At 41.5% G+C, this 26,481-nt stretch carries 11 protein-coding genes; 7 read left to right on the top strand and 4 right to left on the bottom strand.

Annotation, left to right across the window (positions count from 1 at the left end; genetic code table 11):
- Window positions 1-24: 24 nt before the first annotated feature.
- The 4 genes from PQO01_RS14815 to PQO01_RS14800 all read right to left on the bottom strand — a co-directional run bounded on the left by PQO01_RS14815 (window position 25) and on the right by PQO01_RS14800 (window position 10,817).
- Window positions 25-3,735: a 3-keto-alpha-glucoside-1,2-lyase-like domain-containing protein gene (locus PQO01_RS14815; RefSeq protein ID WP_274314863.1), complete on the bottom strand. Its 3,711-nt coding sequence runs from the start codon at window positions 3,733-3,735 to the stop codon at window positions 25-27.
- A gap of 314 nt (window positions 3,736-4,049) precedes the next feature.
- A complete protein-coding gene (locus PQO01_RS14810; protein ID WP_274314862.1) occupies window positions 4,050-5,555 on the bottom strand; it encodes a DUF6288 domain-containing protein in 1,506 nt (501 codons plus the stop codon).
- Between the two features lie 126 nt (window positions 5,556-5,681).
- Complete coding sequence (locus tag PQO01_RS14805; RefSeq protein WP_274314861.1) at window positions 5,682-7,634, bottom strand: serine/threonine-protein kinase; 1,953 nt, start codon at window positions 7,632-7,634, stop codon at window positions 5,682-5,684.
- A 204-nt stretch (window positions 7,635-7,838) separates the two neighbouring features.
- The gene (locus PQO01_RS14800) at window positions 7,839-10,817 is read right to left on the bottom strand and encodes a DUF7133 domain-containing protein (protein WP_274314860.1); all 2,979 of its coding nucleotides are present in this window, start codon (window positions 10,815-10,817) and stop codon (window positions 7,839-7,841) included.
- Between the two features lie 538 nt (window positions 10,818-11,355).
- Here PQO01_RS14800 and PQO01_RS14795 point away from each other — a divergent pair.
- From PQO01_RS14795 to PQO01_RS14765, 7 genes are all read left to right on the top strand, one after another.
- A complete protein-coding gene (locus PQO01_RS14795; RefSeq protein WP_274314859.1) occupies window positions 11,356-15,729 on the top strand; it encodes a discoidin domain-containing protein in 4,374 nt (1,457 codons plus the stop codon).
- Between the two features lie 18 nt (window positions 15,730-15,747).
- Complete coding sequence (locus tag PQO01_RS14790; protein WP_274314858.1) at window positions 15,748-17,919, top strand: MGH1-like glycoside hydrolase domain-containing protein; 2,172 nt, start codon at window positions 15,748-15,750, stop codon at window positions 17,917-17,919.
- A gap of 124 nt (window positions 17,920-18,043) precedes the next feature.
- On the top strand, window positions 18,044-18,856 hold the full coding sequence (locus PQO01_RS14785; protein ID WP_274314857.1) for a ThuA domain-containing protein: 813 nt from the start codon (window positions 18,044-18,046) through the stop codon (window positions 18,854-18,856).
- Between the two features lie 253 nt (window positions 18,857-19,109).
- Window positions 19,110-20,555, top strand: a complete 1,446-nt coding sequence (locus tag PQO01_RS14780; RefSeq protein ID WP_274314856.1) for a sulfatase-like hydrolase/transferase — start codon at window positions 19,110-19,112, stop codon at window positions 20,553-20,555.
- 52 nt (window positions 20,556-20,607) lie between these two features.
- Window positions 20,608-21,144, top strand: a complete 537-nt coding sequence (locus PQO01_RS14775; RefSeq protein ID WP_274314855.1) for a carbohydrate-binding protein — start codon at window positions 20,608-20,610, stop codon at window positions 21,142-21,144.
- A 104-nt stretch (window positions 21,145-21,248) separates the two neighbouring features.
- On the top strand, window positions 21,249-24,188 hold the full coding sequence (locus PQO01_RS14770) for a hypothetical protein (protein WP_274314854.1): 2,940 nt from the start codon (window positions 21,249-21,251) through the stop codon (window positions 24,186-24,188).
- Window positions 24,189-24,300: 112 nt separating this feature from the next.
- Entirely contained in the window at window positions 24,301-26,454 is a 2,154-nt protein-coding gene (locus PQO01_RS14765) for a DUF7133 domain-containing protein (protein WP_274314853.1), read from the top strand.
- Window positions 26,455-26,481: the final 27 nt, after the last annotated feature.

Here is a 26,481-nt window from a genome sequence, read left to right as displayed (position 1 = left end):
TTTTAGAACTTACCCACTCCGCCTCTATTTGGGTATAGAATTGAGGGTGTAATAGGCTTTCGATAGAAAAGCACCAACAACTTTGCCAAAGCTAGTCTGCGTTAAATCGAAGTAATAGACTCTAGAGGTATGGCCCGCAACTTTTTTATCGTCAATCCTGAAGCTTTTAAATTCTACCGCGCAAGTCTTTTTGTCAACACTCCACTTAATTGATGAAATCTTTTCTGCACGACCACCTTTCTCTGGGGATCCATAGTGGCGGGAATCTTCGTAATACCAAGAACTCACTTTTATAGGACCAAAATTTTGACTGTCTTGAGCTTTGGTGAAATGAATATCGAAGCCCTTGGCATTTACCTTTACAGTGTAGATCGCATTGGGTTGTTGACCATTAAAGGTGATCTTCTGTAGGCTACTTTCTGCACCACCTCTTGCTCTCCAACCTCGGCCAGTTTGACCAACCCATAGGCTCTTGTCTTTGGGGTTGAAAGTCAAACGCATCACTCCTGATGCCAACCTATTTGCAAAGGGAAGGACAACGCCTTGTTCAATGCCGTTGATGGTTTCAGTGGCAATACGATAGATGCAGGATTGAGTTTGATCACCAAGGAACATTTGGTCTTTAAATGGACCAAAAGCGCCTTTTGTGAGGTCCCAAGTTGGATTACCAGGGGCATTCATGACCTTATTATGAGGGAGTAAGATCATGGCGAGTTCACGATTGTCTTTAATCGCATCCCATTGAATCTCTGGACTTTTGAAAGTAAGCCCTGGGAGATCGACGAGGCCAGTAGGATTTCCGTAGAACTTCCCTTTTTCGACTTTGAAAACTTTTGAAGTACCGACGTATTCTCCTTGGTTTTCGGTATAAATGATTTCTTTATCAGGTGAGAGCGATAAACCTGCTGGACTTCTGAAGCCATTGGCAAAAGTAGAAAAATCACCATCTTTGTTGACGTAACACATCCAACCCTTTAGGCCTCCACCAGTACCCATAAAGTTACCACCGGCTTTGTAATTAGAGGGTAAGTTGTGTGTAAGGTTTAAGTTGTAGATGTAGCCACCTTTGTAGGGAATGGGGCCGTGTAGGTATTCGTGGTAATTACCACTGAAACGGAATTGATCAGAAATATTTTCGCGCTTGTCGGCCCAGTTATCCCCATCACTATCAATGAGGCGCGTGAGCCCTGGCTTTTCGCCAATGACTATAGAGTTTTCTGATTCGATGATCAAGTTGAGTGAATCGTAGTGACCTTCCGAGAAAAGAAACCACTTGTCATTAACAACTTTCCATACACCAGCAGTTCGGGTTGTTACAAAAGCAATATCCTTATTAAGAAACTCAATCCCCAGAGGCTCAAAGAGTTGTTTGCGACCGTGAATATCTTTAGGAACTTCAGCATTATGCAGTGTGTAGGCTTGGTCCATGCCGGCTTTTTTCTGCTCAGCATCATTGACTTTGGACCACTGAACTTTTTGTCCTTGGAGATTTTCTCCCGGGGCAGAATGCACTCCTGCAGTATGAATTTTTTTGAGCTTAACCTTGCGCTTAGCAGTGAAATTAATATTATCATGGGAGCCTGCAGGGATCGTCCATTTATTAGCCAAAATAGAACCCACGCTAGCCGTGAAATTGGTGAAGTTACTAGTGGGGATGCTAAGGCTTAGATCACGTTTGAGTTTGGCATTAAAAGTAGCTTTGATTGAGTTGTTTTTTAAGACCTCAAAGGTGAGCTCGAGTTGATTGCCTTCTACCTCATAGTTGAATTTTGGGAGCTTGCCTTTTGGTGTTTCCACAGATAGCAATTTGCTATCCATTTTGCGGACCTCTTCTAAATAATCACCCTCAAACTTTAGGTTCTTTGAGACGTAATGGGAATCGACTTTTGCGGATTCAGTAAAGGAACGATCAAGCAATTTACCATTTTTCAGATAGGGCGTAAAGAAGTCACTCGTTCCTTGCGTCCACAAGACGGCTTTATCACCGATTGAATTGCTCTTGCCGCGACCGTTCATCATGCCATTAATGCTCACAAAAGGACCATTCCAAATCATAGATATCCCCATTGTGCGCGGATCAAAGCTGAAGTTGAGGTTTCCAGGCAAACCAACAAAATAGGATCTTGCCGATGTCCCAGGAATGTCTGCCCTTTGCATACGAGGGCGATCTTGCACAATGACTGAACCACGATCTTTCCAGATATTGTATTCATCCTTGGGTTTATTAAGCCAGCTAACTTTAGGGCCAGCATTTTTTTCTTCATTGAGAGTGATAAGGTAGTGATATAAGGCTTCGATTTCACTATCTTTTAGCGTTTCAGGCGTGAAGGCCGGCATGATAGGTAGGAATGGTTTGTTACTATCTTTTTTATTAAGAGAGAGGTGTGCGGTAGGTTCACGTAGAGATTGGTAGAGGTAGGCTTTATCGGCAGGCAGATCGACAAAGTGTTTTTCGGCGCTTTCCATGACTTTTATACTTATGGGCTTCTTTTGAAAAACACCATAAATCTGAGGGCCAGTTTTAACGATTTGGTCATTTGTCGTAGTGTTATGGCACTCGATGCAGCCCTTGTTTAAGAAGACATCTTTACCCATGGCGACCATATCTATCATAGGTTCACCATTTTGTGCTAAGGGTTGTTGTTCATCTGGAGATAATTTCTTAGTTTTGATATGGCTGAGGTCAATTTCTTTAATAGTCATTTTGCGGATGACAATAGGACCGTGATCACCTTGAATCATGATGGGCCCCGTGGGAGCTTCGTCGTTGTATTTAGAAGAGCGAGTCGGCCCAACAGCATAGAGCTTCTCTTGAACTAACTGGCCATTAATTTTGACTTCTTTGAAGAAAGCCTGAGAGATTCTCCTGCCTGTTTCATCAAAACGGGGTGCTCGGAAAATAACGTCCATGGTTTGCCATTCACCCGGTTTTTTTGCGGCATTTACTTTTGCTGGAACACCGGCACCACGTTGTGGAGGCCAGCGTTGATAGAGACCACCCAAAACGTCAAAACCCCATTTATCTTTTCCATAGGAATCGAGGATCTGTATTTCGTAACGTCCCATGAAATAAACACCCGCATTAGATTTTTCAGCGAGCATGAACTCCAAGTGAAATTCAATGTCTTTGTACTGCTTCTTTGTGGCAATATTATTAGTCTTTCCTTTGCGCCCATTGATCATCATTCCTTCGCCTTCTTGAGTCACAATGAGTTTGCGACCCTCAGCTTTGGCATCAGCAATATTCTCCCATCCGCCAGGTTTAAAAAAAGCATCACGCAAAGTTTTTTCGGTGGATTCACTTGCAACTTGAGAGGATCTTTCACTCGTTTTAAGCTTGCCGAAGGCTAGATAATCAATATTCACACACTTATGAGTCGAGTGCTTCATTTGGACCGTGATTATGTTTTGACCTTCCTTTAGTGTGACGGGTATGAAGCTATCGCTCCAGACCTTCCAGTTACCAGTACTCGGAATGGACAAATCTTGGGTTTCACCATTCACCCCGAGGATAATTATAGCATTGCCAAAACCTGCGGAATAACGGAGTGTGATGTCCTGCTTGCCGGCTTTGCTGGCCTTTACTTTAAAAGTTAGAATACCCTTATTGTTCTTATGGAAACCAGCTACAAAGCCTTTGCCAGAAAAACCTAGATGGTTACTCATATGTGTGAGTTGGTCACTTTTTTCATTTTCTGCTTCATAAATCTTATCAGAGGGCGTAGTATATCCCATAGAACACAGGGACATTAATAAAAAATTTAAATTCAAAAAAAATTTAAGTGCTGAGGTTTGCATAGGCTGCCTTTGATTCGATAGAGATTTAATTGTGTAAAACTGTTTTTAGAAAAAATTTATATGATAATTATAATTAACAAATTATGTCATTTAGTAGTATAAGAGGAGATTTCAGAGCTGGCGTAACAAAAAACATCCATAAAGTGAGTACTATGATCTTCTTAGCTATCACTAGATTATTGTCACCTGTAAATCTTCACCCTAAAAAAGCGCAAACCACCTTACTGTTAACTGGCTAATCATGTAAAGGTTTACTTAAGCCTCCCTGTTATATACAAGCTTTTTTGGGGTATCAGAAAAATAAGCGCCGTTACGGCCGATGGTAATAATCGCGAATTTTGACCATAGCCATTACTATCCCTATTAGGTTGATAATAAAAAGTTCCGTCATAGCATTGCGATAAGGTAAACCAATAACGATTGGCTTGCATCAATTTCTGAAAGTTTTGTTTATCAACAAAAGCTCCCAAAGCAGTGTAACCCATACCTAATATGGGTGATGCATGGGTGTCTGGAAAGCTGAGTGGAAAATCACCGATCAATTTTGATTGTAATAAAGCGTGTTTTTTATATTCATTAGAGGAACTTGATGATAGGCTGTGAGCAATGGCACTCACTCCAGTCCGTCCCATGTCTGCGTACTTATTATGAGCTGAATGCTTATCTGCATACCATGTGTAACCATTATTACCCGTTCCACGATGTAGAAAATCAAAGGCCATTTTCAATCTATCTTGATCAACTTCGATCCCACAACGACTCATGAGTGTCAGTGCAAGTGCGCCTTTACCTGTAATCATTGCGATCGGCCCATAACCTTGATAACCCGGATTATGCCCCCATCCACCTTTCGCTTGCTCTTCTGTTGGATTTTTACGATTTGGATTACCCAATGGATCCCTTTTACTCACCTGAGAATAATCTGTATACTGAGATTTATATAAAAAATCATAGGTCAACTGAATTGCTGGAAGAATCTTGCGATCCCGAGTTTTTAAATAGTATTCACTCAATACAATCCCAGCAGTGACGTAATGCCAATTAATTAACCCTTCATTCCTGTTTTTATAATTCCTCACCGATTTTGCTTGTAGATACACGTTCTTTTTCACCGCCTTCATTGATTTGCGATCTCCGCTAGCCATCAAGGCGAGAGGACACCAAAGGTCATCTACTGGGTGACCAAATCCTCCATTAGGGAATTGATTTTTTATAATATAATCTAGAAGTTCTTTGATGATTTTTTTACTTTTTTTACAATTGACTGGATAGCTATCAGCATAAGCTCCATACTTAGTTGAAACTTTTAATCTCACCTGGATCGGCTTATTTTTCCGAAGAATATTTAATGTTAAATAACCCCTACTCTGAAAAGTCTGTGCTTTATCCAGCACATGAGCAAATTCTTCAATTGGACCTTGCGCTCCAAATTTATCCATTCCATAACCATTTAAATGATCTTTCTGAAAATTCTTGCCATTGACACCAACAATTAAATCATTCACATAAAGCTTTTTAGAAGCCGGTGATTTTGCAAAGACATACTTAACTTGAAGTGCCTTTAGGTTTACAGGGTCTAACTGAACTCTAATTCCAGTAACACCCAAATTATAGTACCATCCAGGCACCTCGGCATCGGGCCCTTTTTTTATCCGTGTATTCCATGGGTGACCATCATCTTTGTAATGAACCTGGGCCAAAAGAGTATTAAAATTCAAAAAAGAAATTATTAAACTTAAAATAAGGGATTTAGTCATTAATCTAGACAACTGATTTGTGGGGAATTTCATGGAGGTCATATCACTCTAATATTATATTCTTTTAAGAAGTAAGAGATGATTTTTCCACGGCGTAACAAATTCAAGGAATATTTACTTAGTTAATTATTGTTTGATAATAACTTCTAGACCTTTAGCGTATTTGAGAAAGGATGGATGTTGAGCCTCTTTAGCATTTACAGTTATTTTTTTTAAGTTTTTGTAATGTTTCAAAAAACCATAATCAGTCAGCCTGCAATAGCTGACATCAAGCTCTTCGAGTGGTAAATCCTTGAGAAGTGCCATTCTAAAATCCTTAATTCCACTTCCGGAAAGGTTCAAACCCGTAAGTGGCATGCTGCGAATTCCCACAACACTGTGAACATCTGGGTTATTGGATAAATCTAAGAAGTATTTCCCCTCTTTTTCAGTGAGTTTTATATTTAGATTTTCCACACTGTTATTTTTGACATGGATCATTTTCTCTACAGCCTTGATATGCTCATAAATATCTGAGTAATGAAGAATTTCATATTCATAAGAACTCCAAGCATGCTGTATATTGAATGCTTCCAATTCATCTAACAATTCAACAAAATCATCGCCTTTGAGCAAAACTTCATCAGAAGATTTTCTTTTTGCATATTTTCTCGCCATCATTCGCAAAAACTTATTATCTCGTTCCTTAGTTCCCTCTAACAAATCAAGGGATTTCTTATATTGCTGCCGATAAAATGCGACTCGTCCAAACAAGTCTCTAACCTGTATTTTCTGAGCTTGAGTAAATTCGCTTTCGGGTATTTCTTCAATAACCTTTTCCGCTTCTTCAAATGAGTGAAATACCACCATCTGTGTCGCTTGTTTGATGAAAAAATCAACCCCAAGATCACTGAGGTACTGCCGCTTTTCTTTTTCCTCTTGCGCTAAAGTTAAGGCCTTATTGGCTTTATCTCGTTCGTTTTTGAGAGAATCAACATAAGCTAATGATAAAATCAACATTAAAATTAAACTGGCTAATAAGCTGAAACTAATGGCTTTATTGCGCTTAATGAATAAAGAAAAGACCTTCCAAAGACCTTTCTCTTCAGCACTTGTTAGGTAGCCATTGCGGTAAGATAATATATCATCTTTCATAGCACCTACGGAATTATAGCGCTCCGCAGCTCTCAGGCTCATTGCCTTGAGACAAATGGATTCCAGAGCTTTGGGGATATTTTCTCTATGAACTGAAGGCTTGCAAAAATCACCCTCTAGGGTTTTAGCGATAACCGTATTAATTTCGCCTCGAAAAGGTTCTTTGTAAGAGAGGATAAAATATAAAATGACTCCCAGCGAGTAAACATCTGTGGGAATGCCTTTACGATCTTCTGTGCTTCCTGCCTGCTCTGGAGCCATGAAGCCAGGTGTTCCCTTAATATATCCATCAACAGTCAATTTATTCATATCTTCTTGATTGAGCGAATACTGTTCAAGAGAGCCAAATTCATCAGTAATTTCATCAGTACCATCAATCAATCTTGCTAAGCCCCAATCACAAAGCTGTACATCTCCAAAATTATCTATTCTTATATTCTCAGGTTTTAAATCGAGGTGTAAAACCCCATTGGAATGAGCGTAACTAGTGGCATCGCAAATTTTAATAAAGATATCAATCAACTCTGTTCGACCATACTCTGCTGAAGTTGCACTCTCATTTTTACGCAAAGAGCGAATGATATACGCCAAGGTTCGACCATGAACAAACTTCATTGCAAAAAAAGGTTCATCTTCATTAATACCTATATCATAAACAGGTACAATATTGGGGTGTTGAAGCAAGGCATTTATACGCGCTTCACGAAGAAAGTTTTCTGTTTGTCCTTTGGTCGAATTTCCTTTCAGTTTAGCAAAGGCAATCTGACGCTGAGTCATTTGGTCCTGCGCTTTAAAAATGGCTTTACTACCACCCTCTTCGTAAAAATCAAAGTCCGTGTAACGCTGATGACAGTCCAGTATAGAATCGAGAATCGAAGCTGAACAATCACCACCATTGATGACTTCATCAAAAAAGTCTTCTAAATTTTCACGTCTTTCGTTCAATGAGCCTCTTCCTTTTACTTGTCAGTTATCTAAAACTTAATCCTACAATCATTGTACAAACTTCATAAATCAAGCCCATACTTCACTTATCACCGATAAGCCGACCAGCCGAGATACAATTGATACCCCTCAGATCGGGTGAGATACGGCCTTAATTCCCCCTTAGTAAACATAGAATATATAAGATTATGCTCTGGGTTCATCTTACTTTTCACTCAAAAACTGCAGATAAGCAATAAGATCAGTGAATTGCTGGAGGCTTAGACCATCAGTTAAGTGGACAGACATCATATTGAGCCCCGGTTCGCGTTTCTCCACTTGTGATGTAGCAATCTTCTTTGGCACACCAGCGATATTGTGAAGAATGACTTCGCTCTTGGATTCTTTAACAATCGTACCCGTATGAACTGATCCGTCTTTTAAACTTAGGTTGACCCAACTTTTTGCTATGCTCGCACCTGGCTTAATGATAGATTCTACCAGAGCAGCTTTACTGAGGTGACTTAGTTTACTTAGATCCGGACCCTTTACCGTCATACCTGGAGCAGTATTATGACAACTGATACACCCTACGGTATTAATAATTTGCGCACCTTTCTTCGCATTACCTTTATTTTTGTCGATGTAGATAACAATATCTTCTATAGCAGAATCTGCGATTTTGGCATCACCAAACTTTTTGGGTTTAGCATCCGCAACTTTAACTTTGCCATCGAGATTACAGCGGTTTTTAACGATAGCCTTTTGGGCCACAGCTCTCTCACTTGCCGATAGAGAGGCTAAATGAAGTTTTATAATACTGGCAATACGCGCCGACTGTTCCCAATTACGTGGCTCAAAATATGGACCCGTCGGATCAGGGCGAGTACTCCACCAGCTACTGCCATCCCATTCAACATCTTTTTGCTGAAGTCGCATAAGAGTTGAAATGATATCCTTTTTGAGCTGAGAGTTCGCTTTATCATAAACTCGTTCAAGAGCGTCAATAACTTTTTTATGATGCATAAACTTCATAGTACTGAGTGCACTCTTCTGTAGTTTACTATCCGCGCTATTTAAAGCATCGATTACCGCATCATGGGCACCTAAGTTTAACAAAGCCTGACGTGCGACGTGAGGTACAATCATGTCAGGATTCGGATTTGAACACTTAGTCCCTGAATCAACGGGGCCCTCTATCTTTGCCTTTTCGCTGACCATAAATTTAAAGGATGCGCTACTACTCGCACCATTTGTTATCGTCCCTTGAGCATTGAAGGTCGTCGCACCTTTAGGGATATTATAAACAATATTGGATGTCGCATGGGTACCGATTCCCTTTAAAGTTTCACCTTTAAGATTCTCAAGTGCATTACCGAGACAATCTTTATTAACTAGAGTTTTACCCCAAGCACCTTTAGCCTCTTGCCATTTCACTTTGGTTAAATCAATTTCCTTACCATTTTTCAGGATAATAATTGGATTCACCCAGGCTGCATGATCGCCGGTATCCCAGTCAAGACTATCGATCGTGAGTGTAAGAGACTTAAACCCACTAATATCAAATTCTATATCGACAAGTGGATTATTGGGATCGACTTTGTCAGAGGTGAATTTACTGATCTGATCTGCATTTTCGTCTTTTGGGGCATCCTTTGACTCGGGTGCTAAGGCCATGACAACGAGTTCTTCAGCCGCTGCGGCATTATTCATTCTACCCAGTGCCACACTGGCAGCCACGCGAACGCGAGGATTCGAATCATTAAGATATTTCACCACAGCTTTTATATTAGCTGATTGATTAAAACTCTTGCGGTCTCCAAGCAGTCGAATCGCATGTTCTCGAAGTAGTGGATCTTCTGCAAGTTTTTCTAGTGCAGGAAAAGCTGAAGCTTTTGCTAACTGTGCCAAAGTATACACAGCGGCAACTCGTGCTTCGAGAGTATTTGCACTGTACGCTAACTTGAATAAATCATTGATCACGGAAGTATCATTTCTTCGCAAAATTTCCTGCTGAGCATAAATGCGTGCGGTCGCACTTTCAGAATTAATCAAGCCAAGCAAGTGATCTTTAGAAATTTTTGTTAAAGAAGGAAACTCCTTATACTGCCAGTCTGCAGGTACATAACGCTCTACGTAGCCCTTACTAGAACTACCTGTATAACCAGCACCTGCCCACGCTGCCACGTACATACGCCCAGAAGCATCTACGTCTAAATCTGCTACCTGAGGAACTTCTAGAAATTCTTTGGGTTTATTGGTGAAGCTTGGCCCGTCGGGAGTGACTTCGTGAATAATAATCTGGGAGCGACCCCAATCAGCCATTAAAGCTTTGTTATTATATTTTGCTGGCCAGGAAGGTTCCTGAAGAAAAAGTGCACCTGTGCCGGAACCACCACCATACATGCCAAGAGCCGGAATCATTTCATCGATAAAGTTTTTATAGAGACAAGGGTAGCCATATTCTCCCGATTGGATGTAATGAGTGAATCGAACCCACCAACCAACACCGTCGTTCGTGTTCTCTCTTGAAAAAACATTCATAAAAGGATCTATAGCCACGTCGTAGACATTTCTCGTTCCGTGAATAAACATTTCCAGTTCCGTACCATCGGGTCTGACGCGTGCTACACCGCCACCATAACATGTAAGCTTCTTGCCATCAGTTCCCTCCGCGTCAACAAAACCAAAATCTCCTACAGAAATATAAAGCCAGCCATCTATACCTAGACGCATATTATTTGTACAATGATCGGCACCACGATCCTGTATGAATTTCGGGTTACCAATGCCTTTAACTAAGACCTTCCCATGACTATCAGCCACACCATCGTCATTTGCATCTGTAAAGACAGATATGTCCTGACCATGGACTTTACCGTCTTTCTGAGTGCAGTGAAGAACAATTAATTTATTTCCAATGGAAATAATCCCACGTGGGTTATCAACGCTAACATAATGACTTATTTCTTCAGCAACACCATCATTATCATTATCCCTTAAACGTTTAATGGATCCCATATTAATCTTTTTACCCAATGAGCCCTGCAAGTCCAATCCAACAAAAACATCTCCATAAGGCGATGCTGCAATGACAGCAGGTGAAGGAGTTTGAGTTTCATTAGAGAAACGAGTTTTTTGCAGATCCGCGGCGATCCCACACATTGAAACTCCAAGCAATGCGGAGACGAAAAGTTTTTTCATAAAACACCTAGTTTGATTTTACATTCTATTAGAATTAAGCGTGAATTTTCCCGCACCGTAACAAGTTTTATAAAAAAACTTAGATCTTCGCAATGATTAATCCGCAAGCTGAATCCTTGAGCTATTACTTCGACAAGTATATAGATTGTCAGGGCTCACCTGTGAGTCCGATAGAATGTAGCATGCTCCCTTAGGAGCATGGATATGGGTTCGGAATTAAGCCTGGGCCCAAACTTGGGTCCGACACACTATGCCGGACTCACAGCCGCGAGCCCTCCATTCATTTTATTATCACCTACGTGTGGCTACACCACACGCTATTGTCTATCGGTGCGCTGCACCTGAAAAAGTGTTTTTCACACAGCCTCTGACGAACTAAGCTGATCTATAGCCTTTCTTCACAACTCGAAGGCCATCTAGTTCATCGCCGAATTGCTAGCTTCAAAGACAAAAAATAATATTTGTTTCCAATACTTGTTACGCTCGCTTGTGCCACGCTTCTTATAATACTAATGAAAAAAAATTGGATAAAATGACCATGAAAAAAACGGTATTGCTACTCGCATTTACACTCCTAGCTTTCTCAGAGGTCAATGCCACTGAAATAAAAACAGCAAATATGACGATGAAATTTGCGTCAGATGGCAAGCCAAATTCCCTCATCCACAAAGGCAAAGAATTACTCAATATTCGTAATCCAGGTAAAGGATTTGAGATCTGCGGTTTTGCGTTAAACTGGACTTCTCCAAGAAAATTCCATCTCGATAAACTAAGCTATGATGGAACCAACTTAATAGCAAAAAAAGGCAACATCAGCATAATGATGGAAGTCACAGAAAAGCATGGCGGACTTGTTTTTCGTGTAAAACGCGTACAAGGGCTTTCTAAGAAAAATCAGCTCTGGCTGAAATTTGGACTTAACTGTGATGCATCGCTTAAAGCAGTCCCTCTCGACTATGTTACGGAATGTGACAAGGGTAAGCAAGGTATAGAAGTATCCCTCCCCTGGTTATGGGAAAGAAGTGAAACTGTGCCAATGGGTAGCTTCGCACTGACTCCGAGCACACAAAGTATTAAATTGCCGAGCAAAGCAAAGTGGAGTGATCTCAAGGCAAAGTTGCTTAAAGATAAATGGTATAAAAAAGTACAAAAAGCTTTTACAGTAAAGCTGACTGCGTCCAATAATGAAGGTTCGTTGCAAAATCTCTTGGACCAAGACAAAGGCAATCGTTATACCACCGAATCCAACATGAAACCAGGCATGTGGCTTGTCATTGAATTCAGCGCAGCTTATCTCGTAAACACACTCATTCTCGATGCAGGAAAATCCGCTGGTGATTATCCTCGGGAGTACCGCATTTTTGTCAGTGAAGATGGTAAAAACTGGGGTGAAAGCATAAAAAAAGGGACAGGTCAAAAATTGACCAAAATTGAAGGTATCGATAAAAAAGCCAAATTTGTTAAGATTGAACAAACAGGTTCAAATAACGTTTGGTGGTCTATTCATGATTTAAAAATTAATGGCATCTCTTTAAGCAAGCCAAGTATGTTAGCCGCAGCATTAAGACCCAATAAAGTAGTAAAATCTAAGGCAGAACCCATTCGTATAGAAACAAGTAAGTACTCCCTGGAAATCAGCAATGATGGTCAATTCAAATCATTTAAGTATGGCGGAAAAGAGTTAATTAAAAAGAACAAGAATTTACCTGAATTCCAAGTCAGCGGATTTAATCATGAAAAAAGATCATTCGAAAAGTATCGACTTGGTAATGCCAAGTATAAAAACGGTAAACTATTTCTTAAAAATGGCCCATTTTCTGTGGTCTTTAAAGTAAAAGCAGAAGAGCATTACCTTGCATTTAAGATTTTGAAAACAAAAGGTTTCAATAGTAGCGATTTGACCATTTTCGGTTTCTTTGGTTTTCTTGAATCAGCTATCAATGTGTTTCCTCTCGATTACATGACTGATTGTGGAAAAAGCCACACGGGAGAAACTAACGTCAAGTGGAAATGGAAGTGGGCAAAAGGAAAAGATCTTCCCCGTGGTGGTTTCGCATTTATCCATGCTACAACAGATGACGAATACGATGAAGCGCTTCACCATATCTGGGTGAAGGAAAACCAGCCTCACCCCAAAATAAAAGGAGAGTGGACAGTTGAAAGATCAAAGCAATGGATGAAAGAATGGCAGGAAAAAAACATGGACCGGAGCCGATTTATTCTAACCGCCCATTCCATGGATGACCTCTTTTACCTTGCAGATAAGGCAGAACAACTCGATATGAAAGAGATCTACCTGCACACAGATACGTGGCGAGGAGAATACTGGCCCATCAAAAGAGGTTTTTTAACCGTAAACCCTAAAATATTCCCTAATGGAGAAAAAGATTTCCAACGTTTCTCAGGGTATTTAAAAGAAAAAAATATAGGTTTAACCATTCATACTCTTAGCTGCCCTATTGCCAATGAAGATCCGGACTATACCAAACCTACGATAGACCCCAGACTTGCAGATTGGGTCAAAGGCACACTGGCAAAACCGGCTTCAGCGACTGATAAAACTCTTTACTTTAAAGCACCTCCAGGCTCAGAATTACCAACCATTCATGGAGGAGTATTTGGCCCTGAGAGTATCCAGCCCTGGGACAATATTAATACCTTTCAAATTGCTGATGAGTTTGTAACAGTGGGGAGTTTTTCCGATACAGACACTGGTGTTTGGAAATTGAATAACTGCCAACGCGGTAGCATCAATACAAAAGCCTCTGCGCATAAGGCCGAGATAAAAGCAAGGGGCTTAATCAGGTCATACGGTATGGTCTTTATTCCCGGCAATGATACCGATATGGTCGAAGAGCTTGCCAAACGCTATGCAGAATTCTGCAACAAGAACGGTGTAACTCATTGCGAACAGGATGCAGCAGAAGTTCATACTGCAGAAAACGATTGGGGGTATCATAAATTTACCGAGTACGTCTATGAGAATCTTGAGCATATGGTGACCAGCAATAGCTCTAGTGGTCGTCCAATGCCCAGCCAAATGGAGTATAAATTTCGGAAATCCCGGAACGTTGTGAAGAACCGTCAAGGTTCAAAATTCGGCATGAACCTTCACTATATTGCTCGTGTGTCTACTGGGCCATATGACAATAGCCCAACGTGGTCTGGCGCTGCAGCTTCCGGTAAACGCACCTTCTCAATGGAAAAGAATGAGCCCATGTTCGGTATCACCCGTGACATTCTTTCCAGCCACGGCTTAACAGATACGTTTATAGAAAAACAGAATCATTGGAAGAAAGCAACTAAGCTACTAAGCGCTGATCAGAGCAAACGAATTCGAAGTAAGCGAGAAGTACTTTATGCCCAAACAGCTACCCATGAAATTTTCGATATCGACAAGACTGACCTCGGCTATGCAATAACTCCCAAACAATTGATGCGTCGGGAGGGAATTGAAACTCCATGGGCTCTTGGTTCAGAATTTGGCCCGGTCGCTCCCCGACAATACTTGCAATCCGGAGACACATTAAAACTCAATAATCCATATCCGGAGTCTGAACCAGAAGTCATTATTCGAGTGCTTTCGGCACTAGGAGATGGTCAAACTGATTCTCCTCAAAAAAGAAAAGAAATTAATGAAAAAGCAAATGATGCGATTGCCACCTATAATATCGGAGCCGGGCTACAAAAGAAACGGCACCCACTCGAAGGCGCGAAGCATATTTGGGTCGCTGGCGGTGAACCTAAACATGGTAACTGCTGGATGAGGAAAAAATTCACCCTAAAAGAGCAAGCCGTGTCAGGTTTTTTGTTTCTTCATGCCGATGATTCCGTGCAAGTTTATGTAAACGGACATCAAGTTGCCAATGTTAGTGGGTGGGATAAGGGACATATTGTGGACGTGCAGAAATACCTCAAAAAAGGGGATAATGTCCTTGCAGCCGAGGTAAGCAACGATCATGGCGGTGGTTGCTTTACTGGTGCTCTAACTATCGAGACCAGTAAAGAAGCTCTTAGTTTTCTCAGTGATAAGACCTGGTTGACCAGTTCAAAATCACAGAGAGAATGGAATCAAATCAAATTCGATGATTCAAATTGGAAAGGTGCCCATAGTTTTGGCACCTTTGGGAAGAGCCCCTGGCCCAGGGTGCATCTGAAACCGGTTTCTCCAAGTTACAAATTGCAGCCACAGGCTAAACAAATCAAGCAAGTTGGTGACTATCAATTTACGGACGTAGACAATGCTCTGCGCTTGCGTTATAGCAATCAAAGGTCCAAAGCCATAAAGAACGAAAAATTCCCAAGTTGGCGGGCAAGCGGAAGTATGCGTGGTGCACGTGGAATCGGTTTAACCGTAGAGGGAGACGGAAGCGGAGCCATACTGGTGGTACAGGTGTCTGCCGGGGGGCATCGCGATTACATTGTCCCCTTGGATTTTAAAGGAAAAAAAGATATCGTGATTCCCAGCGGTGAGGTATCGTGGAGTGATTTACGATGGGGCTTCCGCTTCAATACCAAACATATGAAATATGGCTCAGTTTCCCAGGTAAGTCTTGGCTTGGGAATGATTCCGAAAGAAACAAATGTTGATATTAAAGTATCCAATCTAAGATTGCTTGGGGAACTGGCAAGCGAACTTAAGAACCCAGTGATCAAAATTGGAAAAGGCAGTCTGCAGGTCAAGGGCAGCATTAAAACGGATCAATACCTTTGGTTTAATGGGGGATCAAGCGCTGGCGTCTATGACCTGAATTGGAATAAGATCAAAGATCTGCTAGTAGTAAAGAAAACCTTTGTTGCATCAAAAGGAAAAAATAGTGTTGCCATCAACGCTCAAAAACAAAAAAATTCACCCTGGCTTGAATGTCAGTTCATCGTCAAAGACAAAAAAATGTTAGTTATAGAAAAATAAGATCAAGCGGAAAATATAATGAGAATTACAGAAAAAATGACACGTAGTTCATTACTTGCGCTAATAGTCATGATGGTTCTTGGGCAGTTCTCGTTTGCCGAAGAAAAGAAGGAGGAAACTTCAAAAGTTAATAAGTTTCAGGTCGTCAACTCACATCTTTTACAAGAATACGTGAAGCGTTTTAATGCAGATGATGAGGAGCTGTACTCGAACATCAAAAATAAGGATGCCTTTGAATACCTTAAAAACAATATTCCGCTGTTTGAATGCCCGGATGAGGATTTTCAGCGAAACTGGTATTACCGCTGGTGGACCTTTCGTAAACATGTGAAGTATACGCCAGATGGTTATGTTGTTACCGAATTTCTACCCAAAGTAAATTGGTCGGGGAAGTATAATACCATCAGTTGTCCGGCGGGGCATCAATATTATGAAGGTCGCTGGCTTCATGACACTAAAATCCTGGATGACTACTCATCCTTCTGGTTGCGCAAGGGTGGAGAACCGAGACGCTACAGTTTCTGGATCGCCGACTCATTTTATAACCGTTACCTTGTGACTCCGAACAAGGACTTTGTTATCGGTTTTCTGGATGATTTAATTAAAAATTATCAGGCATGGGAAAATTCTCATAAAAAAGGCAAGGTGCTATTCGCTCAATCTGCAGACAGAGATGGCATGGAAATGGCAATTGGCGGCGACGGGTTCAGGCCGACGATCAACTCCTATATGTACGGTGATGCCCTTGCTATTGCTGAAATTGCCACGCTTGCTGGTAAAACTGATATCTCACAAGAATACAAGGCTAAAGCTTTAGAGATTAAGCATGAAGTTCAGGCGAAACTATGGGATAATGACGCAAAGTTCTTTAAAGTTATGCGACCTAATAAAAATCAATTGGAAAAAGTCCGTGAGCTTCACGGCTACACTCCGTGGTACTTCAATCTGCCGGATAAAAACAAGGGCTACGAAGCGGCCTGGGAGCAACTGATGGATGCCAAGGGATTTTACGCACCATATGGTCCAACCAGCGCAGAGCAACGTCATCCTGGATTTCAAATATCCTACAGGGGTCATGAATGTCAGTGGAATGGGCCGTCATGGCCATTTGCCACAGCTCAAACTTTAACAGCTCTCATCAACGTGCTGAATAATTACCCACAGAATGTAATATCGAAAGAGGACTACTTCGAAACCTTGAAGATCTACACCAAAAGCCACCAATTCAAGCGAGAAGACGGAGAGGTGGTTTCGTGGATTGACGAGAACCTGAATCCATACACAGGTGATTGGATCTCCAGAACAAGGTTAAAGCAATGGAAGAATGGAACCTGGGATAGAGGTAAAGGCGGCAAGGAACGCGGCAAGGATTATAATCACTCCACGTATAATGATTTGATCATCACCGGATTGGTGGGACTGCGTCCTCGTGCCGACGATGTGATAGAAGTAAACCCCTTGTTACCAGAGAATACGTGGGACTATTTCTGTTTGGATAAGGTCCGCTATCACGACCGAATCCTCACAATCATCTGGGATAAGACCGGAGAGAAGTATGGCAAAGGAAAAGGACTTTCCGTATATGCAAACGGCGTAAAAATCGCGGCAGCTCCAACACTGACAAAGCTTACGGGAACGCTTGAGGGTACCGCGGTTACTCCTTACGTGCAAAAAGCTCCCCTTGCTGGGGGAAACCGGGACGTGCAAAAAACTCCCGTTGCCGCGGATAAATCCACTCATTTGAAAGTGCTGGCGGTAAGAGCTTCGCATACATACACAAATGACACGACAAGCGTCATGATGCAAAGCAGTGTTCCCAATGGCTCAGGTGATCAGAGCATCAAACGATGGACCTCATGGCCGCAGACAGGCAAAAACCAGTGGGTAGAGTTGGATCTCGGCGACAAACCATCGGTTAAATCTCTGGCGGTATTCTGGTTTCAGGATGCTGGTGGTGTCAGAGTTCCTGCATCGTGGCATGTCGAAGCATCTGATGATCAGACCGGTCCATGGCTTGAAGTCCCCTCCTCTGCTGGTAAGTTCGGCGTTAAGAAGGACATCTATAATACAGTTCAGTTCGGAAGAACGCTAAAGTCTCGCTATGTACGCATCGTTATGACACCCAGCAAGGCTAAAGCACTCGGTATTTTATCAATAAAAGTAAATACGATTAAACCAGTAAAAAAATGACTTTTATTTCATATAAGTGATACGCTCGCATCATCCCCGCCTCTAGTTTTAGACAGAAATACACAACAGCACCTTCAGAACACTCTGCAGTGATGCTAAAATAAAAATAAGCTGAGGATATTAAATGAAAAAAATAACAATGTTGCTGATCATACTTTGTACAAGTATTGCGTGTGTAAGCAGTGAAGTTAAACCCATAAAAGTCTTGATGATCACAGGGGGTGGCTGGCATGATTATGAAAAACAAGCCCCTATATTAAAAGAGGCCATCGAAAGTCAGATTAATGCTGAAGTCACCATAAAGTGGACTTCTACCAAAGAACATCCACTTAGCCCCACTGAAAACAAACTTCCAGAAGTTTTCAAGGGTGACTTCTGCAAAGCTTATGATGTAGTTTTCCACAATCACTGCCAGGTCTTTTTTAAGGATGATGACGCCATTGATAAAGTGATAGATAATCACATCAAAAACAAAGTCGGTGTTATCATGACTCATGGCTCTTTCCATACTTGGTTTAAAACAAAACGTGAAGCATGGGATAAAATCTGCGGTCTTAACAGCGTTCGTCACCACCACAATTCCCCGCTTAAAATAGAAGTTACGGACAAAACTCACCCGGTCATGAAAGCTCTCGGCACCGATGGCTGGCAAACAGAAAAAGGCGAACTCTACGAAACAAGCCTTAAAAAAACGACTCAATCTCTAGCAACAGGAACCACTCTTACAGGCGCTAAACATACTGAGGAATGTATTTTTTCTCACACTAATTTGGGGATTAAAATGTTTGGTACCACACTAGGTCATGACACTTCAACTATGGAACAAGATGTCTACAAAAAAATGATGGCCTTGGGTATTCTTTGGGCGGCTAATAAGCTCGACAAAGATGGTAAAGTAAGTCCAGGATACCAAAAGAAAATAACTGTTTTAAAGTAAATAAGTAGAATCCGTGAGCTAAGCTTGTAATAATATCAGAGGATTTTGTTTTCAGAACTTTACAACTTTTTGCAGTATTACCCCCTGGCCTTAAAAAAGTTGTAAGTCAATGAAGTCAAAAGATCAAGAAGTTTAGCTTAGTATAGAACACGAATTTGGGAATTGGACAACCCAGATATAAATGAACTCAGCTTCAAGGAAACTGAGTTCATCTACCCTCCAAAATAAACACAAGTAACTTAAGGTGAATTCAATGAAATCAAGTCGTTTAAACTATAGAGTTTTAAGTGTACTAGCCTTGTTCATCTCAATGAACCTTTATGCACAATCATCTCAAACAAACCAAGATACTGAGCGCCCAAACATCGTCCTCATACTCTGTGACGATCTCGGTTATGGCGACCTGGCTTGCTATGGCCACAAACAAATAAAATCACCAAACCTCGATCAAATGGCTAAAGAAGGCATACGCTTTAACCATTTTTATTCAGCTGCACCCGTCTGCTCCGCATCTCGCGTTGGTCTATTAACGGGTCGCAGCCCGAATCGTGCTGGTGTCTACGACTGGATCCCCCATAGTTCAGAGAGTTCCAGCCCCCACATGCGCAAAAGTGAAATCACCTTTCCCCAATTATTACAGAAAGCTGGTTACGCAACGTGTTTATCGGGCAAATGGCATTGCAATGGAGCGCTAATAAACACAAATCAAGCTCAACCCCAAGACGCTGGCTTTGATTACTGGTTCGCCACACAAAACAATGCTGCGCCATCTCATAAGAATCCCGTTAATTTCATCCGAAATGGCGTAGAGCTTGGCCCCATAGAGGGTTTTAGCTGCCAAATCGTCACAAACGAGGCCATTAACTGGATGGAAGATCACGTCAAACAAAATGAAAAGCAGCCCTTTTTCATTTACCTTTCTTTTCATGAACCCCATGAACCCATTGCTTCTCCTCAAAAGATTGTCGACACTTACAAAGGAATTGCTAAAAATACCAAACAAGCTGAGTATTTCGCTAATGTAGAAAACCTCGACAAGGCTGTTGGCAGCTTGATGAATCAACTCAAAAAATTAAAAATAAATGACAATACCTTAGTCATTTTCACTTCAGATAATGGACCCGAAACGCTTAATCGTTATGACGCAGCGAGTCGGTCTTATGGTTCACCAGGTGAACTCAAGGGAATGAAACTCTGGACAAGCGAAGCTGGTTTTCGCGTACCGGCTATCATGCACTGGCCAGAAAAAATAGCTGCGGGTCAAATCAGCGACCAAGTCATTTCAGCCTTAGATTTCTTTCCAACTTTTTGTGATTTAGCACAGACATCTAAAGCTAAGTCATTAAATCTAGATGGCAGTAATTTCACCCCTGCTCTCCACAATAAAAAAATGACTCGCCATAAGCCCCTACTCTGGGTTTATTATGCCGCCCTTAATGAACGTCAAGTCGCCATGCGTCATGGCGATTGGAAGATCAGTGCAAAATTAAATCTTCCTAGGTACCATAATATCACTTCAAAAAACTTCCCCAAAGTCACAGCAGCAAGTTTATCTGATTACCAACTCTATAATCTCAGCAAAGACAAATCAGAGGCTAATGATCTTAGCAATCAAAATCCCAAAAAATCAGCTCAAATGATTAGTCTGCTCAAAATTCAATATCAGGAATTACTTGAGGATTCACACACATGGAAATAAGCAAATATCTATTCGAACATACGAAATCTAACTCACTTAATTAGGACTTTATATGAATTATATCTTAATCTTTTTTATCACAACTTTTGCGCTCTATGCACAAAATTACCCCTCCTTAATCGACTCTAACAAAAGTGACTATTTTCTTACTATAAGTTCAGTAAAAAAAATAGAGGCCGAAACTTTTAACAAAAAATCCCAAGGAATGAAAATTGAAAACTGCTCAGAAGGTGGAAAACATCTTGCATACATTAATAATGGTCATTGGATTATGTTCAAAGGGATAAATATCCCAGATGGTTTTAATCGTTTTACAGCTCGGGTCTCCTGCGGTAATTATCGTGGTGGAACCATTGAACTTCGAATTGGAAGTCAAACAGGTAAATTAATCGGCTCTTGCGCTGTTAAACCTACAGGAGATTGGACTAATTGGGAAACTGTCTCATGTGAAATCAAGGAGCTGAAAGGTACCGTAAATCTCTATCTTGTTTTTACTGGCAATGGCACCGGTATGTTTAATTTAAATTACTTTGGCTTTGAAATAGGTCCCACAAAAATCAAGAAAAGTCCGAAGCTTATATATATTTGAACTGAACATTTTGATATGTGCTCATAAGAAATTTTAATTTGTTACGCTTATTGATTTTTCACCGCTTAGTATTAATAACACAAGTATTAACTAGGTTGAATCCTATGAAAAAAACGTTTCTAAGCCTCATGCTTATCAGCTCTTCCTTACTTGCAAAAGACGTCGCCCCATCAGTTAATGAACTCATTGCAAGCGGAGATTCAGTTTTAACTGCCAACGATCATTACCGCACTTATGAAATCAAAGGCGGAGCTGCTGAATTCTCGTGCAATCACTTACGCCTTCGTATTGCCGCCAATACTAGACTTGTCTCCATTAAACATCTCCCAGACGGCAAAGAGCTTCTCAATACAAATTTTCCTAGCTTGGGTTTTCATCTCATTGGACGCAATGCTAAGCCCATTGCATTTGCTTCTCTACATAAGCTTGAGGGCAATAGCTATATGGTGGTCTCTAAACGCGGCTCACAGAAAGTTATTTTTTCGGTCATAGAATCAGAAGAGTATATTGCTTTTCGAATTAAATCCCTTGTGGGTATCCCCAAATCGTCCAACTACACTCTTGCTTTTGGAATCAATGGTGACCATCGCTTACGTCCCATGCCATTAGACTACATGACTTTTTTCAGTGGCATGGACCCATTAAACCGTAAATTCCCTGTCACATGGCCTGCACTCTGGATGGGTTCAGAAAACTACCTAGGTGAGCCTTTACCACGAGGTGGTTTTGCACTCTATTACGACGAAGGAGATGAAGCGGAGGACGAGATCTTCATTAATATCTGGGCCAATGAAAAATTGCCCCACCCAAAGGTTGAATACGATTGGGATATTGCAGGAGTTAAGCGATGGATGAAAGACTGGACCAACACTTTCTCTGATCGCAGTTCTTTTTGGTACTCACATGTCAAAGGTAGTGATGAATTTGAAAGGCTACTTCCCCACATCGATAAAATGGGGGTGCGCGAGGTTCATCTCTACCACTGGACATGGCACGACAGCGCTCATCACTGTCGGGTAAAAAAAGGAGGCTTCTTTGCCAATGGTCGCGAAGATCTAGTTAAGTTTGCTCAAACTTTAAACAAAAGAGATAAAAGCCTCTCGCTGCACTATAACTGGTGTGAAATCAATCAAAATGACCCTGTTTTTATTGGGACCTCTCCTCGAAAAGATCTAGCCGACTGGGGTAGTGGTACTCTAGCAAAGTCCATTGATGCAGATGAACAAACCATTTATTTTATCCCTGAAAAAGGACTTGAATTGCCAAGCAGAGAATGGCATGATCAGCCCGCACCCGCACTCAATCACTGGGTGCACTATAACTTTATTCATGTTAATGATGAAATTATCAAGTTTGAGCAGGCTTTGAATACCGAAGGCAAAGTATGGGTTTTACGCAATTGCACTCGGGGCTTCGGCTCAACAAACCCCGCAGACCACACAAAAGGGTATTCAGCTAAAGGTCTCTTGGCTAATTACGGCTCTCAGTTTATTCCCAAAACCCACAGTCCTCTTTTTTATGAAATGATCAATGAACAGGCTGACTTATGGAATGAAACCCAAATGACCAACATGAACTATGATGGCGCCAACCCTCATTACTGGAGCGGAGCCAAGGGTATTCAGATTAGACTTTGGCTTCAGGAAGCTTACAAAAGATTTGATCACCCCACCTATTATGATACCGGACACGGATGTCAACTTTGGGGGCACTTTGAACACTACATAAATGCTTTCAAAAAGGCTGAACCTGTGAGAATGGGCTTCCGTGGTGATATGGGCGTTCGCCCACGCACCGCCAGTATCTCTCGCGCTGCTGCCACAGTTGACGAAGCTCATTTACGCATGGCTCAGGTCGCATCTGTTAAGCATAGTGATTTTTCTATGCACCTACCCCTACACTACCCTGGTGACTGGGAGAAGTATGGCCGTTTCCAGGACTTGGTGGATCTTGTACGTGACTGGAAAGATATCAGCCCTAAATTAAGTAACTCGCAGCGGAAAAGAATTAGATCAACGATGGAACCACCCCTAAATCGCGGCTTCACATCCAAAATGGTGTGGTGCTTGAAAAAAGAAGATGGCAAAACAAAAATCTACCCTCAAAAAAACCCTCTGACGCGACGTAAAGGCGATGTAAAATGGGGCTGTCAGGGTGGAGAAGTTGGATGGGTAACTCCTCAGCAATACATTAAGTTCGGAGACAGCTTAGAACTTGAAAACCCTTTCCAAAAACAAGCACCTCAATTTACGCTACGCGTGATGTCCAAGGTGGACCCTAAAGACCATGAAAACATATCTCTTTTTGATCATTTTGAAGAAATTACCAATCCTACTGAAATGAAGTTAAGTCAAGTAGAAAATGGCTTAACCATCGACTTTAATAACCGTAATAAAAGTACCTTTAATGGCAAGGGTCACCCCATGCTAGCCACCTGGAAAAAGACACTTAACTTGCGCCAACACCGTGGCATCGGAATGACGGTAAAAGGTGACAATTCAGGTGCTATTCTATTAATTCGAAGTGGCACTAAGCGCGACTATGCCATTAAGATAGATTTTAAGGGAGAAAAATATATTGAGATCCCCAATGGAGAAGCCTACTGGGCTGGCAGTGATTGGGGAGGTCCTCATAGATGCGGAGTTGCAGCGGATAATTACATGCCTAAGCAAATGCAAATTGGCCTAGCTCACGTGCCTGCAAATACGAATGTCAATATTACGGTACACAACATAAAAGCACTTAAAGAGCACCTTGAAATCGTTCATAATCCTCGCATTGTTCTCAACGGTGGCAAAGGTAGCCTCACTGTGAAAGGTTCCATAAAAAGCGGTCAATACTTAGATTATCGTGGTGGAAAAACGGCGCAACAATACGATAAAAACTGGAACCTCATAACCAATTTACCTGTTGAAAAAGATTCATATCTCATCGAGCGCGGTTACCAGAAGTTCCAAGTTACTGCAGATAACACCCCAGATAAGATATGGTTGTCAACCCGTTTTCTCACCGAAGGCAAACCTATCATTGTGGAACATGACTAAGACCTAAGGAAGACTCATTTTCTTTTTCATGAATTAGCGTCAAAAGTTGTTACGCTTAATGATTTTTCACCGCTTAGTATTTATAACACAATTATTAACTAGGTTGAATTCTATGAAAAAAACGTTTCTAAGCCTCATGCTTATCAGCTCTTCCTTAATGGCTGAGCAAGTCACTTCTCTTTATCAGCAAGTAAAAGCACTCAGCCCTGTAGAAAGCATGAAGACTATCCAAGTCCCCGAGGGCTACAAGCTACAAGTTGTCGCCTCTGAGCCCATGATCACCGAGCCGGTTGACTGCGTATGGGATGCCAATGGCGACATGTATGTGATTGAGATGAAAACCTACATGCAAGATGCCAATGCGACTGGTCAGTTTGACAAGACGAGTCGCGTTATGAAATTGACTGACACAGATGGCGATGGCACAATGGATATGTCTTCCGTTTTTATTGACGGCTTAATGCTTCCCCGCATGATCCTCCCCCTTGATGATCGCATTCTTGTGTGCGAAACCAACACTTTCGATATCTACTCCTACCGCGATACCAATGGCGATGGGAAATCCGACGAGAAAAAAATATGGTTCAAGGGTGGACGTCGGGGTGGAAATATGGAGCACCAAGCCAGTGGCTTGATATGGAATATGGATAATTGGATTTACACTACTAAAAGTAAATTCAGCCTTAAAATCGTCGATGGCAAAGTCCAAAAAGCTTATCGTGGAAATCTAAAGGGCCAATGGGGATTAGGTCATGATGATGACGGCAATCTTGCCATCGGTGCTGCGGGTTATGAAAAAAGTTTTGAACATTTCCAAAACCCTGTCCTTTATTCAAATAGCAAGTTTCCCAATGAACTGGAAAAGGATTTTAATAAAGTCTGGCCCATCGATAATATTCCCGACACTCAAGGAGGTCATAGAAGACTAAGAAAAGACAATACGCTCAATAATGTCACTGCCGCCTGTGGACAAACTGTCTATCGCGGAGAGCTCATGCCTGAGTTTTATGGAAACTACCTCCTTGCAGAACCTGTGGGTCGCCTGATTCGCATGGCAAAAGTCGATACCTCACTTGCTTTCAAACAAATGCGTAACGCTTACCCCAATTCAGAATTTATTCGCTCCACAGATGCTAATTTTCGCCCCGTCAATTTAAAAACGGGCCCAGATGGAGCCCTCTATATCGTGGATATGTACCGTGGTATCATTCAGGAAGCTAACTGGACAAAAAAAGGTTCCTACCTACGTGGAGTTATCGATAAATATGGACTCGCTAAAAATATCCAGATGGGCCGTATTTATCGCTTAATACCAAAAGACTACTCAGCCAAATTTACTCGCCCCGATATCTTGAATAAAAGCTCCGAGGATATCATCCCCCTACTCGCAAAGAAAAATGGCTGGATGAGGAGCACCGCTAGGAAGGTACTCATACTTCGCAATGACAAGAGTATTGCCCCTCAGCTCAAAAGGGCTTTGTCAGAATCAAAAAATACTCAAGAAAAAATCGAACTCCTCTGGACTCTTGAGGGACTTCAAGCTTTGGATCCTAATTTTCTTGTCACACAAATGTCTTCAAATGATGAACGCCTTGCGGTTCACGCCATGCGAGCTTCTGAGCCTTGGCTCAAAGAAGCCAATAAAGATATCTTAGCTAGCTTTAAAAGCATTATAAACAATTCTCAATCTAACTCGATACTCACGCAAGCTTTCTTGAGTCTCAAAGACTCAAGCGCCAAGCAAAGTCTTCAAGAATTCTTCGCCAAACATCATCAAAATGATGCACTTAAACATCATTTTAGTCAATGGAATAAATACAAGGAAAACAAGCGTAAACAACAAGAACAGTTAGACTCTCTGGCTGGTAAGGGCCCCATCTTTCAAAAGATTATGATTGCGGGTGACAAGCATTATAAATCATTGTGTTTCGCCTGTCATGGTGCTAACGGCGAAGGCACCCCAATGGCTGGCACTGACACCATGCTCGCCCCGCCTTTTAAAGGCTCAAAAAGAGTTCTTGGCAACAAAGATAAGTTGATAAAAATAGCTCTTCACGGTCTCATGGGGCCCGTAGACGGCAAAACTTACCCAGGCGCCATGGAGTCACTTGCTTCCCACGATGATAAGTACATTTCTGAGGTTTTGACTTACATTCGCAATTCATGGGGAAATTCAGCTAAATTAATTTCCCCGCAAGATGTAAAGCATACTCGAAAACACAATAAAAAACGTAAAACACCATGGACTTTGAAGGAACTTAAATAAGAGAATTTATCCTATTCATCTTAGGCC

The sequence above is a fragment of the Lentisphaera marina genome (assembly GCF_028745505.1).
Lineage (GTDB): Bacteria > Verrucomicrobiota > Lentisphaeria > Lentisphaerales > Lentisphaeraceae > Lentisphaera > Lentisphaera marina.
Note: the sequence above shows the minus strand (reverse complement) of the source record. Positions and strands in the feature narration are given on the sequence as shown.

Excerpts from the sequence above, each read along its gene's own strand:
- PQO01_RS14815 (WP_274314863.1), bottom strand. The coding sequence starts at position 3,735 with ATGGGATATACTACGCCCTCTGATAAGATTTATGAAGCAGAAAATGAA.
- PQO01_RS14810 (WP_274314862.1), bottom strand. The coding sequence starts at position 5,555 with ATGACTAAATCCCTTATTTTAAGTTTAATAATTTCTTTTTTGAATTTT.
- PQO01_RS14800 (WP_274314860.1), bottom strand. The coding sequence starts at position 10,817 with ATGAAAAAACTTTTCGTCTCCGCATTGCTTGGAGTTTCAATGTGTGGG.
- PQO01_RS14795 (WP_274314859.1), top strand. The coding sequence starts at position 11,356 with ATGAAAAAAACGGTATTGCTACTCGCATTTACACTCCTAGCTTTCTCA.
- PQO01_RS14790 (WP_274314858.1), top strand. The coding sequence starts at position 15,748 with ATGAGAATTACAGAAAAAATGACACGTAGTTCATTACTTGCGCTAATA.
- PQO01_RS14785 (WP_274314857.1), top strand. The coding sequence starts at position 18,044 with ATGAAAAAAATAACAATGTTGCTGATCATACTTTGTACAAGTATTGCG.
- PQO01_RS14780 (WP_274314856.1), top strand. The coding sequence starts at position 19,110 with ATGAAATCAAGTCGTTTAAACTATAGAGTTTTAAGTGTACTAGCCTTG.
- PQO01_RS14775 (WP_274314855.1), top strand. The coding sequence starts at position 20,608 with ATGAATTATATCTTAATCTTTTTTATCACAACTTTTGCGCTCTATGCA.
- PQO01_RS14770 (WP_274314854.1), top strand. The coding sequence starts at position 21,249 with ATGAAAAAAACGTTTCTAAGCCTCATGCTTATCAGCTCTTCCTTACTT.
- PQO01_RS14765 (WP_274314853.1), top strand. The coding sequence starts at position 24,301 with ATGAAAAAAACGTTTCTAAGCCTCATGCTTATCAGCTCTTCCTTAATG.